The organism is Bradyrhizobium sp. USDA3516 (genome assembly GCF_057651995.1).
Map to the genome: position 1 here is coordinate 617,769 of NZ_JBYGYN010000002.1, position 15,381 is coordinate 633,149.

General features: G+C 65.5%; 16 protein-coding genes. 10 read left to right on the forward strand and 6 right to left on the reverse strand.

Features of this window, described 5'->3' with window-relative positions; translation table 11 throughout:
• Nucleotides 1-29: 29 nt before the first annotated feature.
• The gene (locus AC24YW_RS08760; RefSeq protein WP_487482337.1) at nt 30-791 is read right to left on the reverse strand and encodes an SDR family oxidoreductase; all 762 of its coding nucleotides are present in this window, start codon (nt 789-791) and stop codon (nt 30-32) included.
• Between the two features lie 121 nt (nt 792-912).
• Between AC24YW_RS08760 and AC24YW_RS08765 the strand changes: the two genes are divergently transcribed.
• Nucleotides 913-1,425: a CvpA family protein gene (locus AC24YW_RS08765; RefSeq protein WP_487482338.1), complete on the forward strand. Its 513-nt coding sequence runs from the start codon at nt 913-915 to the stop codon at nt 1,423-1,425.
• Nucleotides 1,426-1,555: 130 nt separating this feature from the next.
• The gene (locus AC24YW_RS08770) at nt 1,556-2,338 is read left to right on the forward strand and encodes an SDR family oxidoreductase (RefSeq protein ID WP_487482339.1); all 783 of its coding nucleotides are present in this window, start codon (nt 1,556-1,558) and stop codon (nt 2,336-2,338) included.
• A gap of 150 nt (nt 2,339-2,488) precedes the next feature.
• Here the strand turns inward: AC24YW_RS08770 and AC24YW_RS08775 are convergent, their stop codons facing one another.
• Nucleotides 2,489-2,965 (reverse strand): DUF3775 domain-containing protein, encoded by a 477-nt coding sequence (locus AC24YW_RS08775; protein WP_487482340.1) that lies wholly within the window; start codon nt 2,963-2,965, stop codon nt 2,489-2,491.
• A gap of 127 nt (nt 2,966-3,092) precedes the next feature.
• Between AC24YW_RS08775 and AC24YW_RS08780 the strand changes: the two genes are divergently transcribed.
• The 6 genes from AC24YW_RS08780 to AC24YW_RS08805 all read left to right on the forward strand — a co-directional run bounded on the left by AC24YW_RS08780 (nt 3,093) and on the right by AC24YW_RS08805 (nt 9,438).
• A complete protein-coding gene (locus AC24YW_RS08780) occupies nt 3,093-3,941 on the forward strand; it encodes an MBL fold metallo-hydrolase (protein ID WP_487482341.1) in 849 nt (282 codons plus the stop codon).
• An 86-nt stretch (nt 3,942-4,027) separates the two neighbouring features.
• Nucleotides 4,028-4,870: a fumarylacetoacetate hydrolase family protein gene (locus tag AC24YW_RS08785; RefSeq protein ID WP_370101506.1), complete on the forward strand. Its 843-nt coding sequence runs from the start codon at nt 4,028-4,030 to the stop codon at nt 4,868-4,870.
• 158 nt (nt 4,871-5,028) lie between these two features.
• Entirely contained in the window at nt 5,029-5,640 is a 612-nt protein-coding gene (locus tag AC24YW_RS08790; protein ID WP_487482342.1) for a glutathione S-transferase family protein, read from the forward strand.
• Between the two features lie 16 nt (nt 5,641-5,656).
• A complete protein-coding gene (locus tag AC24YW_RS08795) occupies nt 5,657-6,523 on the forward strand; it encodes an MBL fold metallo-hydrolase (protein WP_487482343.1) in 867 nt (288 codons plus the stop codon).
• A 201-nt stretch (nt 6,524-6,724) separates the two neighbouring features.
• Entirely contained in the window at nt 6,725-7,873 is a 1,149-nt protein-coding gene (locus AC24YW_RS08800; RefSeq protein WP_487482344.1) for an alpha/beta hydrolase, read from the forward strand.
• 92 nt (nt 7,874-7,965) lie between these two features.
• On the forward strand, nt 7,966-9,438 hold the full coding sequence (locus AC24YW_RS08805) for an amidase (RefSeq protein ID WP_487482345.1): 1,473 nt from the start codon (nt 7,966-7,968) through the stop codon (nt 9,436-9,438).
• A 145-nt stretch (nt 9,439-9,583) separates the two neighbouring features.
• Here AC24YW_RS08805 and AC24YW_RS08810 read toward each other — a convergent pair whose 3' ends face one another.
• Both AC24YW_RS08810 and AC24YW_RS08815 read right to left on the reverse strand, forming a co-directional pair.
• Nucleotides 9,584-10,672 (reverse strand): Zn-dependent alcohol dehydrogenase, encoded by a 1,089-nt coding sequence (locus AC24YW_RS08810; RefSeq protein ID WP_487482346.1) that lies wholly within the window; start codon nt 10,670-10,672, stop codon nt 9,584-9,586.
• Between the two features lie 45 nt (nt 10,673-10,717).
• A complete protein-coding gene (locus AC24YW_RS08815) occupies nt 10,718-12,502 on the reverse strand; it encodes an acyl-CoA dehydrogenase family protein (protein WP_487482347.1) in 1,785 nt (594 codons plus the stop codon).
• A gap of 221 nt (nt 12,503-12,723) precedes the next feature.
• On the opposite strand from AC24YW_RS08815, the gene AC24YW_RS08820 reads away from it, so the two are divergent.
• Together AC24YW_RS08820 and AC24YW_RS08825 are read left to right on the forward strand one after the other, a co-directional pair.
• The gene (locus AC24YW_RS08820; protein WP_487482348.1) at nt 12,724-13,425 is read left to right on the forward strand and encodes an SDR family NAD(P)-dependent oxidoreductase; all 702 of its coding nucleotides are present in this window, start codon (nt 12,724-12,726) and stop codon (nt 13,423-13,425) included.
• 117 nt (nt 13,426-13,542) lie between these two features.
• Nucleotides 13,543-14,373, forward strand: coding sequence for an enoyl-CoA hydratase (locus AC24YW_RS08825; RefSeq protein WP_487482349.1), 831 nt, complete (start codon nt 13,543-13,545; stop codon nt 14,371-14,373).
• 52 nt (nt 14,374-14,425) lie between these two features.
• Here AC24YW_RS08825 and AC24YW_RS08830 read toward each other — a convergent pair whose 3' ends face one another.
• Nucleotides 14,426-15,049 (reverse strand): N-acetyltransferase family protein, encoded by a 624-nt coding sequence (locus AC24YW_RS08830; protein ID WP_487482350.1) that lies wholly within the window; start codon nt 15,047-15,049, stop codon nt 14,426-14,428.
• A gap of 68 nt (nt 15,050-15,117) precedes the next feature.
• Complete coding sequence (locus AC24YW_RS08835; RefSeq protein WP_487482351.1) at nt 15,118-15,321, reverse strand: DUF1127 domain-containing protein; 204 nt, start codon at nt 15,319-15,321, stop codon at nt 15,118-15,120.
• Nucleotides 15,322-15,381 lie beyond the last annotated feature (60 nt).

Consider the following 15,381-nt stretch of genomic DNA (forward strand, 5'->3'; position numbering starts at 1 on the left):
ATTCCCGTGGATAGGGCGGCGAATACCGCTCAACTCAGCAAGAACCCGCCGTCCACGGTCACCACGCTGCCCGTCATGTAGCGCGAGGCATTCGATGCCAGCAGCAGGATCGCGCCGTCGAGATCGGACTCGGCGCCGACGCGGCGTTGCGGGATGCGCTTGGCGAGGCGCTCGCCTGCCGGCGTCGACCAGAAGGCGTGGTTCATCTCGGTATCGATATAGCCGGGCGCGAGCGCGTTGATGCGGATGTTCTGGCCCGCGAGCTCGAGCGCCATCGCTCTCGTCGCCTGGATGATGCCGGCCTTGGAGATCGCGTAAGGCGAGAGCGCCTTCAGGACGCCGGTGCCGAGCACGGAGGCGATGTTGACGATGTTGCCCGGCTGCTTGCGCGCGATCATGCGCCGCGCCACCTCCGTTGCGAGGAAATAGGCGCCCTTGAGATTGGCGCCGATCACCGCGTCCCAATCCGCCTCGGTCTGCTCGGTCGCGAGCTTCTCGATGGCGATGCCGGCATTGTTGATCAGCACCGTGACCGGGCCAAGCGCGGCTTCGACGGCATCGACAGCCCTGGCGATCGAGGCGGTGTCGGTGACGTCGAGCGCGACCGCCGCGGCGCGGCCGCCCTTGCCGCGAATCTCTTCTTCCAGGCTCCTCAATTTGTCGACCTGTCGTGCAGCCAGCGCGACGGCCGCACCATGCGCCGCCAGCACCCGGGCAAATTGCCGGCCGAGCCCCTGGCTCGCACCCGTGACGAGGATGGTTTCTTTACTGACGTCGAATAGGTCTGACATGACGCGTTCCTTGCGCGGTTCCCTTAAGCTTTGGAGCCACCAATACAGACGATTTTAGCGATCTGAAACCGGAATGATCGGCTCGGCGTTCATTCGTTCCGGCGAGGCAGGGCTTTTTCGCATGAACAGTTTCGATCTCGCCGTCTATGCCACGCTGGCCGTTGCGGTCGGCTTGGGGTTCAGGACCGGGCTGCTGCGCAGCGCGATGACCATCCTCGCCTATCTGCTCGCCGCGCCGATCGCGGTGGCACTGATGCCGCTGATCGCACCTGAGATCGCCGGCAATCCGAACTCGCCGCTGCTGCAGAACTGGATCTGGTTCTTCGCCATCTTCGTTGTCGTCGGAATGCTGTTCGGCCATATCGGCCGCATCGCGCTGAACGACACGATCGGCGAGGCCGGCATTGGCGACCGGCTCGGCGGCGCGGCGCTCGGCGCCGCCAGGGTGGGGCTCGTCGCCACCACCTTGGTGCTGGTGTTCGACCAGATCGTGCCGACGAACCGCCAGCCGCCCTTCCTCGCCGACTCGCATCTGCGGCCGCTGTTCTCGACCGTGGGCCAGATGGGCTTCAAGTCGCTGCCGCCGGAGGCCGCCGCCGCGATCGACCGCCTCAAGCAGGAGCGGCGGATCTGATCTGGCGCATTTGCATCGCTGGCCGCGAGGCGCATGCATTTTGGTGCGAACCCGTCCCTTATCAGCGGCGCCGCATTTGGCTAGAGTGCGACCCGTCCAAAACCTGCCTGACATTTACGGGAGTGAAACAGTGGATCTTGGGATCAAAGGTCGCCGCGCCATCGTCTGTGCATCCAGCAAGGGCTTGGGGCGCGCCTGCGCCGTCTCGCTGGCCGAGGCGGGCGTTCACGTCACGCTGACCGCGCGCGGTGCTGATGCGCTGAAGAAAACGGCCGATGAAATCCGCAAGGCCTATCCCGACGTGACGGTCACCGAGATCGTCGGCGACATCACGACGCCGGCGGGCCGCGAGGCGGTGCTGAAGGCCTGCCCCGAGCCCGACATCCTGATCAACAATGCCGGCGGCCCGCCGCCCGGCGATTTCCGCAACTGGACCCGCGACGACTGGATCAAGGCGATCGACGCCAACATGCTGACCCCGATCGAGCTGATCAAGGCGACGGTCGACGGCATGATGGCGCGCAAGTTCGGCCGCATCGTCAACATCACCTCGGCCGCGGTGAAGGCGCCGATCGACATCCTCGGCCTTTCCAACGGCGCCCGCGCCGGTCTCACCGGCTTCATCGCCGGCCTGTCGCGCAAGACCGTCATCAACAACGTCACGATCAATGGCCTGTTGCCGGGCCCGTTCGAGACCGATCGTCTGACCAGCACCGCGAAGGGCGAAGCCGACAAGCGTGGCGTCACGCCGCAGCAGATCCTGGCCGAGCGCGCCAAGCTCAACCCCGCGGGGCGCTTCGGCCAGCCCGACGAGTTCGGCTATGCCTGCGCCTTCCTGTGCGGCGCCAAAGCCGGCTTCATCACCGGACAGAACATTCTGCTGGATGGTGGTGCCTTCCCGGGCACGCTGTAACTGGTCCTCTCCCTCTCCCCGTTCTTACGGGGAGAGGGTTGGGGTGAGGGGCTGCTTCGGCAAACACGGTGAGAGCTGGACTCGCGGAGAGTCCCCCTCACCCGGCGCTTCGCGCCGACCTCTCCCCGCAAGCGGGGCGAGGTAAGATCATCACCGCTGCTTGGTCGGCTCGTCCTCATCCTGCTGGCTCGGAGCGGAGGAATCGGCGGTGGTGCGCTCATCGGTCCAGTCGACGCCGAATTCGTCGAGCCCGTCGGCGAGCAGGTCGCCCAGCATGGGCTCGCCGAGCAGATAGTGCACCGTTTCGCGGCGCGGGCTGCGATACTCACGCCGCGCCTCCACCGCGCGGGCGCGCAGATCGTCCCATTCATCGATCGTGCCGTCGCCGCGGCCGAGCCAGGTCAGCGCGACGAGATCGAGCTGCTCGTCCTCGTTCAAGGCGATCATGAAGCTGCCGAGCTCTTGCACGACCGGATCGGAGCCATCGTCGTCGAGGACATCCATCATATCGTCGTCGGCCGCGTTCGAGCCGGAGTCGGGATCAGAAGCCCCCTCCTTGACGTCGAATTCACGCGCCTTTTCGATGATGAAGGCGACCTTCTCCGCGGAAATCGCAAGCTCTGGCATGGCGTCCTCTTCGGCTAACATCCAGTTCCCCGCGATAACGCCACATCGCCTCAGATGATCCATTGCGCGCGATGGCAGAAAATGTGCATGTTCCAGCGCAAGAGCAAGAATACGGGGGAGGCGCCGGATGCAGTGGAAGGTGGGTAAGGTCAGGATCACGAAATTCGTCGAAATGGAGACGGTCGGCTCGACCCGCTTCATCCTGCCGGCCGCAACCAATGACGAGATCCGGAAGCTGTCCTGGCTGGTCCCGCATTTCGCCACAGACGAAGGCCGGCTGAAAATGTCGGTCCATTCGCTGGTGGTGGAGACGCCGACGCGGCGCATCGTGGTCGATACCGGCCTTGGCAACGACAAGCAGGGCCGTGGCGTGCCGACCTGGAACAACCGCAGCTCGCCGTTCCTGGAGACGATGATTGCGGCCGGCTTTCCGCCCGAGAGCATCGACACCGTGCTGTGCACGCATCTCCACGTCGACCATGTCGGCTGGAATACGAGGCTGGTCGACGGCACATGGGTGCCGACCTTTCCCAAGGCGCGCTACGTTTTCGGCAGGACCGAATATGAATATTGGCGCGACCATTCGACCGAGCCGGACAAGGCGGCGGTGCTCAATGATTCCGTGCAGCCGATCGTCGATGCCGGCAGGGCCGATCTGATCGCGAGCGACCACAGGCTCTGCGAGGAGATCAGCATGATCCCGACCCCGGGCCACAGCCCCGGCCATATGAGCGTCCTGATCCAGTCCGACGGCGAGCAGGGCCTGCTCACCGGCGACGTCGCCCACCACCCCTGCCAGATGGCGCATCTCGACTGGTCCTCCACCGCCGATTCCGACCAGGCGCAATCCGCTACGACCAGGGCGGCGCTGTTCGGTCGCTTCGCCGACACGCCGACGCTGGTGATCGGCGGGCACTTTTCGGCCGGGCACATCGAGCGCGACGGCGACGCGTTCAGGTTTATGGCGCTGGGGTGATCTTACGTTTTGAGCGGTTGAATTTCCCGCCGCCCTGTTCCAAGAAGCTATTCAACCGATCGGTCCAATCTCCAGGGAGAAACGAGATGAAGCTTGTTCGTTATGGCGAGAAGGGGGCGGAAAAGCCCGGCCTGATCGACAGATCCGGCCAGTTGCGCGACCTGTCGGCGCATGTGAAGGACCTAACCGGCGAGGCCTATTCGCCTGAATCCCTGAAGAAGCTGGCGGCGCTCGACCCCGCCTCGCTGCCCGCCGTCTCCGGCAAGCCGCGGTTCGGCGCCCCCGTCACCGGCATCTCGAAATTCGTGGCGATCGGCCTCAACTATTCCGACCATGCCAAGGAGACCGGCGCCGAGATCCCGAGCGAGCCGATCATCTTCATGAAGGCCAACACCTCGCTGTCGGGCCCGAACGATCCGGTCGAGAAGCCGCGCGGCTCGACCAAGCTCGACTGGGAGGTCGAGATCGCCGCCATCATCGGCACCCGCGCCAAATACGTCTCGGAAGCCGACGCGCTGAACCACGTTGCCGGCTATTGCGTCTGCAACGACGTCTCCGAGCGCGCCTTCCAGATCGAGCGCCTGGGCCAGTGGACCAAGGGCAAGTCGCACGACACGTTCGGCCCGCTCGGGCCGTGGCTCGCCACCAAGGACGAGATCAAGGACGTGCAGAACCTGTCGATGTGGCTCGACGTCAACGGCCAGCGCCGCCAGACCGGCTCGACCAAGACCATGATCTTCTCGATGGCCAAGTGCATCTCCTATGTCTCGCAGTTCATGACGCTCCTGCCCGGCGACGTCATCACCACGGGCACCCCGCCCGGCGTCGGCCTCGGCATGAAGCCGCCGACCTTCCTCAATGTCGGCGACGTCGTCACGCTCGGCATCGAAGGCCTCGGCGAGCAGCGCCAGGAGATCGTGGCGGCGTAAGGCGCGATCGCCACACCACTCGTCGTCATGCCCGGGCTTGTCCCGGGCATCCACGTCTCGCAGTCTGACCGCGTGGAAACGCGTGGATGGCCGGGTCAAGCCCGGCCATGACGGAGGAGACACCGTTCGCACAAGATCGAACTCAGGGAATGGTCCCCATGAAGCTCACCTTCTCTCCCGCCTCGCCATTTGCCCGCAAGGTGCGCATCGCCGCGATCGAGCTCGGGCTGATCGACAAGATCGAGCTCGTGCCCGCGAGCGTCGCGCCGGGCACGGCCAACGAGGACTATTCGAAGATCACGCCGCTGAAGAAGCTGCCGGTGCTGATCACCAACGACGGCGACGTCATTTTGGACTCCTACGTCATCGTCGAATATCTCAACGAGATCGCCGGCGGCAGCCTGATCCCGGATTACGGCCCGCGGCGCTGGAAGGCCAAGACCAATCACTCGCTGATCAACGGCATGCTCGATTCCATGCTGCTGTGCCGCTACGAGAAGATGGTGCGGCCGCAGGGCCTGCAATGGCAGGCCTGGTCGGACGACCACTGGAACAGGGCCTGGACCGGCATGGCGCGCTTCGAGAACATGCCTGACGTGCTGAACGGCCCGTTCGACATCTCGCAGATCGGCCTCGTTTGCGTGCTCGGCTATGCCGACTTCCGCTTCGCCGATTGCGGCTGGCGCAAGGCCTTTCCCAAGCTCGACGCCTTCCACCAGAAGATGCTGGAGCGGCCCTCGGTCAAGATCTCGGTGCCGCCGGCGGCGTAACCCGCAAGGAGTGTCCATGAGCCTGAAGTTCTCGGCCGGCGATCTCACCATCCATCGCGTCATCGAGCAGGAAACCTCGTTCGTCCCGGCGCTGGAGATGCTGCCGGGACTGACGCCGGACGTGCTGGCCGAGAACCGCGCCTGGATGCGCGAGGCGAAGGCGCTGGACGAAGAGGACGTGCTGCTGCTGTGCTTCCAGTCCTACGTGGTGAAGACGCCGCACCACACCATCCTGGTCGACAGCTGCATCGGCAACGACAAGCCGCGGCCGCGGCCGAAATGGAACATGAAGACCGACCACACCTATTTGCGCGGCCTCGGCGCCGCGGGATTTTCGGTCGACGACATCGACTTCGTGATGTGCACGCATCTGCATGTCGACCATGTCGGCTGGAATACGCGGCTTGAGAACGGCCGCTGGGTGCCGACCTTCCCCAAGGCGCGCTATGTGTTCGCCAAGCAGGAATTCGATCACTGGTCCGCGCAGAACGCGAAGACGGAGGTCCCGCCCTTCGTCGACAGCGTGTTGCCGGTGGTCGAGGCTGGCAGGCACGAGCTTGTCGGCAACGACCACGCGATCGGCGACCACGTCCGCATCCTGCCGACACCGGGTCACACGCCGGGCCATATCGCGATCACGATGGGGCGCGGCAAGGACGATGCGGTGTTCTCGGGCGATCTCATCCACTCGCCGCTGCAGACGCTCTATCCGGAGCTGTCGATCAAGTTCGACGTCGATCCGGCCGCAGCCGCGAAAACGCGCCGCAGCTTCCTGGAACGTTATTGCGACACCGACACGCTGTGCTGCACTGCGCATTTTCCCTCGCCGTCGGTCGGGAAGATCAGGCGCAAGGGCAGCGCGTTCGAATGTATCGCGGTGTGATTCAGCCGAGCTCGCGCGGCGAACTCCCATCCTCCCCTGGAGGGGGAGGATCGGTTCGCATGCAGCGAAGCGGAATGCGAACCGAGGTGGGGTGAAGGTCTCTCCACGTTCAACACTGCCCGAGTTGAGAGATCACCCCACCCCGCTCGCGCTTCGCGCGATCGACCCTCCCCCTCCCGGGGAGGGTAAGGAGGAAACAACATGACCGCACTCCCCGACATTCCCCTCCCCGCCGGCATCCGCTCGCGTTACGTCGATGGCATCAACGGCTTGCGGATGCATGTGCTGGAGGCCGGTTTCGAGACCAAGGGACGGCCCTGTATCCTCTTGCTGCACGGCTTTCCCGAGCTCGCCTTCTCCTGGCGCAAGGTGATGCCGGCGCTTGCCGCAGCCGGCTACCACGTGATCGCGCCGGACCAGCGCGGCTATGGGCGCACCACGGGATGGAGCGCGGACTATGATGGCCCTCTCGCGCCGTTCTCGCTCTTGAATCTAGTACGCGATGCGCTCGGGCTGGTGTCGGCGTTCGGCTACAGGCAGGTCGATGTGGTCGGGCACGACTTCGGCAGCCCGGTCGCAGCCTGGTGCGCCTTGATCCGGCCCGACGTGTTTCGTTCGGTGACGATGATGAGCGCGCCGTTCGGCGGTCCGCCGCCGCTGCCGTTCGGCACTGTCGACAATCCGGCGAAGCCGGCGGTGGGAGACCCCGTGCATCGTGAGCTCGCCGCCCTGCCGCGGCCGCGCAAGCACTATCAATGGTACTATTCGACACGCGAAGCCAATGCCGACATGCAGCAGGCCCCGCAGGGCGTGCATGATTTCCTGCGTGCCTATTATCATCACAAGAGCGCGGACTGGATCGACAACAAGCCCTCTCCGCTGCAAGCATGGTCGGCGCAGGAGCTGGCGAAGCTGCCGACCTATTACGTCATGGACTTGCATGAGACCATGGCCGAGACGGTCGCGAAGGAGATGCCCTCGCCGGCCGCGATCGCCGCCAACCAATGGCTGCCGGACAGCGACCTTGCCTATTACAGCGCCGAATACAGCCGCACCGGATTTCAGGGCGGGCTGCAATGGTACCGCTACGGCACGTCGGGCATGCTCAACAACGAGATGCAATTGTTTGCCGGCCGCAGCATCGACGTGCCCTCCTGCTTCATTTCAGGCAAGCAGGATTGGGGCACTTATCAGCGACACGGCGTATTCGAGGCGATGCAGCGCAGCGCGTGCACGAAGATGCTCGGCTGCCATCTCGTCGATGGCGCCGGCCATTGGGTCCAGCAGGAACAGCCGGCCGCGGTGAGCCGGTTGCTGCTCGCGTTCCTCGCCAGGGCAGGCATGGCCTGAATTGACGGGGAACCACAATCTCCATCAAACAGCCGTTGCGAGATTCAGCCAGACTGCGATCATCCTCCAACAACCAGAGCGGGAGAAGAGCCGTGGCCGGATCGGAATGGAGTTTCAAGGGTGCGGTCGAATTGGCGGCCGCGTTGCGTGCGAAGAAGGTCTCGGCGGTCGAGCTCACGCAGGAGGCGATCGCGCGCATCGAACGGCACGACGGCAGGATCAACGCGGTGTGCGTGCGCGACTTCGATCGCGCGCTCGCTGCGGCGCGCGAAGCGGATGCGGCGCTGGCGCGCGGCGAGCGCAAGCCGCTGCTCGGCCTGCCCACGACGATCAAGGAATCGTTCAACATCGCCGGCCTGCCGACGACCTGGGGATTCGTGCCGCAGAAGGATTTCAAGCCCGTCGAAGACGCCCTGGCGGTGGCCCGCATCAGGCAGGCTGGCGGCGTGATCCTCGGCAAGACCAACGTGCCGATCGGCCTCGGCGACTGGCAGAGCTACAACGACATTTACGGCACCACCAACAATCCCTACGATCTCGGCCGCACGCCGGGCGGTTCGTCCGGAGGATCGGCGGCAGCCCTCGCCGCCGGCTATTGCGCGCTCGCCACCGGCTCGGACATCGGCGGCTCCCTGCGTGTGCCGGCATTTCATTGCGGCGTGTTCGCGCACAAGCCGACCCTCAATCTCTGCGCGGCGCGCGGCGAGACCCCGCCGCCGTTTCCGGCCATTCCGCGCGAGGGGGACCTCGCCGTCATCGGGCCGATGGCGCGCAATGCGGCGGATCTGTCCTTGCTGCTCGACGTCATGGCGGGGCCCGATCCGCTCGATTCCGGCATCGCCTACAAGCTCGATTTGCCGGCCGCGCGGCATCAATCGCTGCGGGATTTTCGCGTCCTGGTGATCGACAGCCATCCCCTGCTGCCGAGCGACCGGGACGTCCGCGGCGCGATCGACAAGCTCGCAACCGATCTTGCGAAGACCGGCGTCACCGTCGGACGAGAGAGCGCGCTGCTGCCGGACTTCGCGGAGACGTCCCGGCTTTACATGCGCATGCTGCTGGGCTTCCTCGGCGCGTTCCTGCCTCCCGACGAGCTGGCGGATGCGCAGGCACGGGCGAGTAATCTCTCGCCGGAGGACACCAGCCTCGGCGCGGAGCGACTGCGCGGCATCACCGCGAGCCACCGTGCCTGGGTGCTCGATGCGGGGACCCGCGCCGCCCTGCGCGCGCAATGGCGGGCGTTGTTCGGGAGCTTCGACGCGGTGATCTGCCCGATCATGCCGACGCCGGCTTTTCCGCACGATCATTCGCCGGAGCAGCGCCTGCGAACGATCAGCATCGACGGCAGGGAGTACCCCTATTCCGACCAGCTCGCTTGGCCGGGCATCGCAACGCTTCCCGGCCTGCCGGCGACGGCCGTTCCGATCGGCCTGTCGAAAGACGGCCTGCCCGTCGGCGCTCAGATCGTCGGTCCCTTCCTCGAAGACAGGACGCCGCTCAAGCTCGCCGAGCTGATCGAGCGGGAGTTCGGCGGCTTCGTGCCTCCGAAGATGTTCGATGATTGATTCCTTCGTCATTGCGAGCGAAGCGAAGCAATCCAGACTATCTCCGCGAAGACTCCTGGATTGCTTCGTCGCATCAGCGCAAAATTGCTTCGCAATTTTGTCGCGAGCTCCTCGCAATGACGGAGCGAAAACAGCGATTCTGGAATCAACTGTCGAACACGATCACACTGCGCAGCGTCTTGCCCGCTTTCATGTTGGCAAAGCCCTCGTTGATCTCGGAGAGCTTCAGCTTGGCCGAGATCCAGTCCTCCAGATGCAGCCGGCCGCGCAGGTAGAAATCGACCAGGCGCGGCATGTCCACCCGAAAATGGTTCGAGCCCATCGAGGAGCCCTGGATCTTGCGCTCGCGCAGGAAGTCGAAGCCGTGCAGCTCGATCTTCTGGCCGAACGGGATCATGCCGACGATGGTGGCGGTGCCGCCGGAGGCGAGCATCGCAAAAGCCTGCTCGGCGGTCTCCTTGCGGCCGAGCACCTCGAAGGAATGATGCACGCCGCCATTGGTGAGGTCGCGGACCTGCTTCACGACATCGCCGTCGCCCGGATTGATGATGTCCGTCGCGCCCAGCTTGGTCGCGAGCTGGAGTTTTGCGGGATTGGTGTCGATGGCGATGATGCGGCCGGCGCCGGCGATCTGCGCGCCGTTGATCGCGGCCATGCCGACGCCGCCGCAGCCGATCACGGCCACGGTCTCGCCCGCGGTCACCTTCGCCGTGTTCACCACCGCGCCATAGCCGGTAATGACGCCGCAGCCGATCAGCGCGGCGAGATCGAGCGGCATGTCCTTGCGGATCTTCACGATGGCGTTTTCGTGCACCAGCATCTGCTCGGCAAAGGAGGAGAGATTGAGGAATTGGTGCAGCTTCTCCGACTTCGACCATTGCATGCGGTTGGAGACGCCCGGCAGCATCTTCACCGTCGCGTCGGTGCAGAGCACGGTGCGGCCGGTGGTGCAATTGTCGCAGGTGCCGCAGAAGACGGACAGACACGTCACGACGTGGTCGCCCGGCTTGACGTAGGTGACGTCGGAGCCGACCTGCTCGACCACGCCGGCGGATTCGTGCCCGAGGACCGCAGGCAGCGGATGCGGATAGAGCCCTTCCATGAAATGCAGATCGGAGTGGCAGAGCCCGGCAACCGCGGTGCGGATCAGCACCTCGCGCGGGCCGGGCTTCGGCAGGCTGATGTCCTCGATGACAAGCGGCTGGTTGACTTCATAGAGGACGGCGGCCTTCATCGAACACTCCCTGTCGCGTTTTTTGTTTGATCGCAGTCGCGCAGCCTACGCCGCCAGAACCAGTTCGCCAACCTCGCTCATGCCGGCGGCGCGATCACCGAGCAGCAGCTCGGCGATCTTCGCCTGAGCTGCATTTTCCGTCAGCCGGAACGGATCGCTCGGCGTTACGCGATGGTCGATCACGAGGCGCGACAGCAGCAGCCGGCGCGCATCGCCGCGCATCTCGTGGATGCGATGCGCCTCCCAGGCGAGCGCGACGGAGCTCGCGACGTGATAGAGCAGGCTGGTGGCGCGCCGCGCATCGGCCTCGTTCTCGGACTTGCCCGCGACTTCGCGTGCGAAGCCGACGGCGCGGTCGGTGAGGCCGCGCAGATGATCGCGCCAGGCCTGCGGCACCGAGCCGCTGTCGCCGAGCCGGGCGTGCAGATCGGCCGCGAGCGCGGATTCCGCGCCGTGGCGGCCGACCGCGCGGCGGAGCGCATCGATCGCGACAATGTTGCCGGTGCCTTCCCAGACCGAGCCGAGATGCGCATCGCGCAGCAGGCGGGGGGTGGCGAATTCCTCGATATAGCCGATGCCGCCGCGCATCTCGAGCGCATCGCCGCAGACCTTGCGCGCATCGCGCGTGGCGCGGAATTTCAGCGTCGGGGTGAGAATGCGCAGCAGCGCCGCGGCGTCCTGGCTGCCGGCCTCGGCACGGTCGAGGGCATCAGCCGTGAGGAAGCTCATCGACAGACCCTGCTCCACCGGCAGCATGATCTTCAGCATCTGCCGCCGTCCCAGCGGCAGATCGATGATGCGCTGGCCGAACACCACGCGGCTCTTCGCCACCGTCATCGCGTCATGATAGGCGCGGCGCATTAGCGCAGTGGACTTGACGCCGTTGGAGAGCCGTGAGGAGTTCACCATCTCGGCCATCTGCACGAACCCACGGTCGAGCTTGCCGACGGCGTAGGCGATCGCGCCTTCGAGCTTGATCTCGCCCGAGGCCATCGAGCGCGTGCCGAGCTTGTCCTTGAGGCGCACGATCCGGTAATGGTTCTGCGTGCCGTCGTCGAGGAAGCGCGGCATCAGGAACAGGCCGACGCCGCGCGTGCCGGGGCCGGCGCCTTCGGGGCGTGCCAGCAGCATCACGACTTTCGCATCGGCATTCGAGCAGAACCATTTCTCGCCAGTGAGGCGCCAATGGTCGCCCTCCTGCACCGCGCGCGTCGTCAGCGTGCCGACATCGGAGCCGCCTTCCTTCTCTGTCATGAACTGGCCGCCCTGGGTCAGCTTGCTCATGTCGGTCGAGGTCAGGCCGTCCAGATACTTCGCCTTCAGCGCCTCGCTGCCGAAATTCGCCAGGAGCTTGGCGCAGCCGTCGGTGACGTTGATCGGGCAGCCCATGCCGAATTCGGTCTGGTTGAACAGGAAGGTGAAGGCGTGCTTGGCGACAACGGGGTATTTGTCCGGCCAGCCCATGATGCCCTTGGCGTTCGACAGCGCGTGGATGCCGAACTGGCCGAACGCGGCGTTCTCCAGCTCGCGATAGGCCGGGTGATATTCGATCCACTGCACGTCGCGGCCGAACTTGTCGCGCTGGTGCAGGATGGGCGTGTGGCGGTCGGCGAGCCGCGCGCATTCGTCGAGACGGCCGCCGGCGAGCTCACCGAGGCGGTCGAGATGCGGCTCGATGTGACGGAACAGATTCTCGGGCAGATGAATGCGCAAGAGGTCCGTGAGCGCGGGATCGGCGCGGTAGAAATTCATGCCGGACGTATCGGGCGCCAGCAGGCCGGAGGGTGCGGCCGCGACATCTTCTGGCTGCGCTGTGACCGGTCCGGGCATGATCGTCCTCTTCGTTTCCGTCCGACGGCAATTCTTTGCGCTTGCCGCTTTGGATGATGTCGATCATGCTCCAGTCGCGGACAGCGATAAAGCCGCAAAATGTCAGGGCGGCATGATCGCCGCGAGGGAGCAATTCGCCCTGCGGAATTGTGATCGCCCGGCTGGTTGTCCGCACGGACCATGCATAGATCAACGGCTCCCTTCTTCCGAGAGATCACGCCATGGAACACCCGAAATACAGGATCGCCCTCATCGTCGGTGCCGGCGAAGGCCTCAGCGCATCGCTGGCGCGCCTGCTGGCGGCGCAGGGCATCCGCGTCGCGCTCGCCGCACGCAAGATCGAGAAGCTTGGCGCGCTCTGCACCGAGACCGGAGCCAGGGCCTATGCCTGCAACGCGACCGAGCCGGACGAGGTAGAGCGGCTGTTCGGCCTCGTCGAGCGCGAGATCGGCACGCCCGACCTCGTCGTCTACAACGCCTCCGGCCGCACGCGCGGGCCGTTCGTCGATCTCGTGCCCGCCGACGTCGCGCAGGCGATTGCGGTCAGCGCCTATGGCGGCTTCCTGGTGGCGCAGCAGGCCGCCAAGCGCATGCTGCCGAACCAGCACGGCGCGATCCTGTTCACCGGCGCCTCCGCCAGCGTCAAGGGCTATGCGCAGTCCGCTCCGTTCGCCATGGGCAAGTTCGCGCTGCGCGGACTTGCGCAGAGCATGGCGCGCGAACTCTCGCCGCAGGGCATCCATGTCGCGCATTTCGTCATCGACGGCGGCATCAGGAGCGCCGCGCGGACGGATCCGGCGGACAAGCCGGATTCGATGCTCGATCCCGATGCGATCGCGCTGAGCTATTGGAACGTGCTGCAGCAGCCGCGCAGCGCCTGGAGCTGGGAGCTCGAGCTGCGGCCCTGGGTGGAGCGGTTTTGAAGGCACACTGCCGTAGGGTGGGCAAAGGCGCCTAGCGCCGTGCCCGCCACCCCAGACACGAAAAGGAAATGGTGGGCACGCTCCGCTTTGCCCACCCTACGAGAGCCCGGAGGAACAATGAACAGCGAAACCACCATCGACACCGGCACCAATGAGCTCCTCTGCACGATCCGCGACCGCGTCGCCGTCATCACGCTGAACCGGCCCGAGGCGCGCAACTCGCTGTCGGACGCGCTGACGCCGGCGCTGCGCACGATGATCCGGAGCTGCGGCGAGAATCCCGATGTCGGCGCGCTGCTGCTGACCGGCGCTGGCGAAGCCTTCTGCGCCGGCGGCAACGTCAAGGGCATGGGCGCGCATCGCGACAAGGCCAAGCTCGACATGTCCTTTGACGACAAGGTCGCCGACCTGCAGGAGCGGCAGCGGCTGCTCACCGGCGCGCTGGTGTCGGTGCGCAAGCCGACGATTGCCGCGCTCCCCGGCCCTGCGGTCGGCGCCGGGCTCGCCATCGCCATGGCCTGCGACATCCGCATCGCCGCGCAATCCGCCTTCGTCGCCACCGGCTATGCCCGCATCGCGCTCTCAGGCGATTATGGCATCGCCTGGCTGCTGACGCGCCTCGTCGGCACCGCGCGGGCGCGCGAATTGATGTTCACCGGCGACCGCGTCGATGCCGCGCGCGCCGAAGCGATCGGCCTCGTCAACCGCGTCGTGCCCGACGACAAGCTGCAAGCCGAGGCGTTCGCGCTGGCCAAATCGCTTGCCGAAGGCCCGCGCCTCGCGCTGCGCTACATGAAGGACAATCTCGACGAGGCCCTGCTGTTCGATTTCGAAACCGCGCGCGACCACGAAGCCGAGCGGCTGGTCCGCCTCACCACGACCGCCGACCACAAGGAGGCGGTGCAGGCCTTCATCGACAAGCGCAAGGCGGTGTTTACGGGGAAGTAAGCGGCGCAAAAAAATGCCCGGCTCTGGATAACCAGGCCGGGCTGCAGTCATGTCAGGCCGAGGCTGAGGGGCTGTCGGCCTGACGGGAAAGGGCGGCGAGGCGCCAGCTCGCACAGGGGATGTCTTGCGGCGCGAGGTTGATCTCCTTGTCGAAGCGCACCAGCTTCCAGTCATCAGGATGGTTGACGAACGTGAAGCCGGATTTGCGCGCGAGCGAGACCATGGTCTCGTTGGCGCGCAACGTGTCGCCGTAGATGTGCTCGGCTCGAAGCGCGGCCGCGCGGCATTCGAGGTTCTTCATGAGCGCGGTAGCGATGCCCTGGCCCTGCCAGCGGTCATCGACCGAGAGGCCGAATTCGAGCGTCGCGGTCTCGGCATGGAAGGCATAGCGGGCTTCGGCCACGATGGTCTCGAAGCCGTCGACCATCATGGTCGCCACGATGGTGAAGCGATCGCGCTCGCCGACCTCGAGGAAATCGTGCAACAGGCCCTTCGGCAATTCGCTGATCGCGCCGAAAAAGCGGTTGTAGCGGGAGCGGGTCGAGAGCGAACGGAAATAGTGCTGCAGCTCATCGGTGTCGCGCGGCTCGACGAAGCGGACATTGAGCCGCTCGCCGTGCCTTGTGCGCAGCACGTCCGAATATTGCTTGAGGTCTTCGAGGCGAAGCGAGCTCATGACACATGCCCTGCGGAAAGGGGACCGCCGGCGCCCCTGTGCTCAGGCGGCGCCGGCCTGGCGGCCTGTCAGGCCCGCCAGAAGGGTTTCTCGGCCTCGTAGGCAATGTCGGACCAGGACAGCCCGACGTCGTGGAGGTCGCGGGCGGTCCAGTGCGTCAGCTCGCGCCGGGTCCGGTAGCGCTCGTGCCAGACATGAAGGACCTCGCCGATCTGGTAGAGGAAGCCGTGCGCATGATGATTTGTCATCGAATTGTCGGTCAATGTGGACATTTTAAGCTCCTGGAGCTAGATTGACCGCTAATATCTGCCTTCTGCTGCGCCGCGACAAAC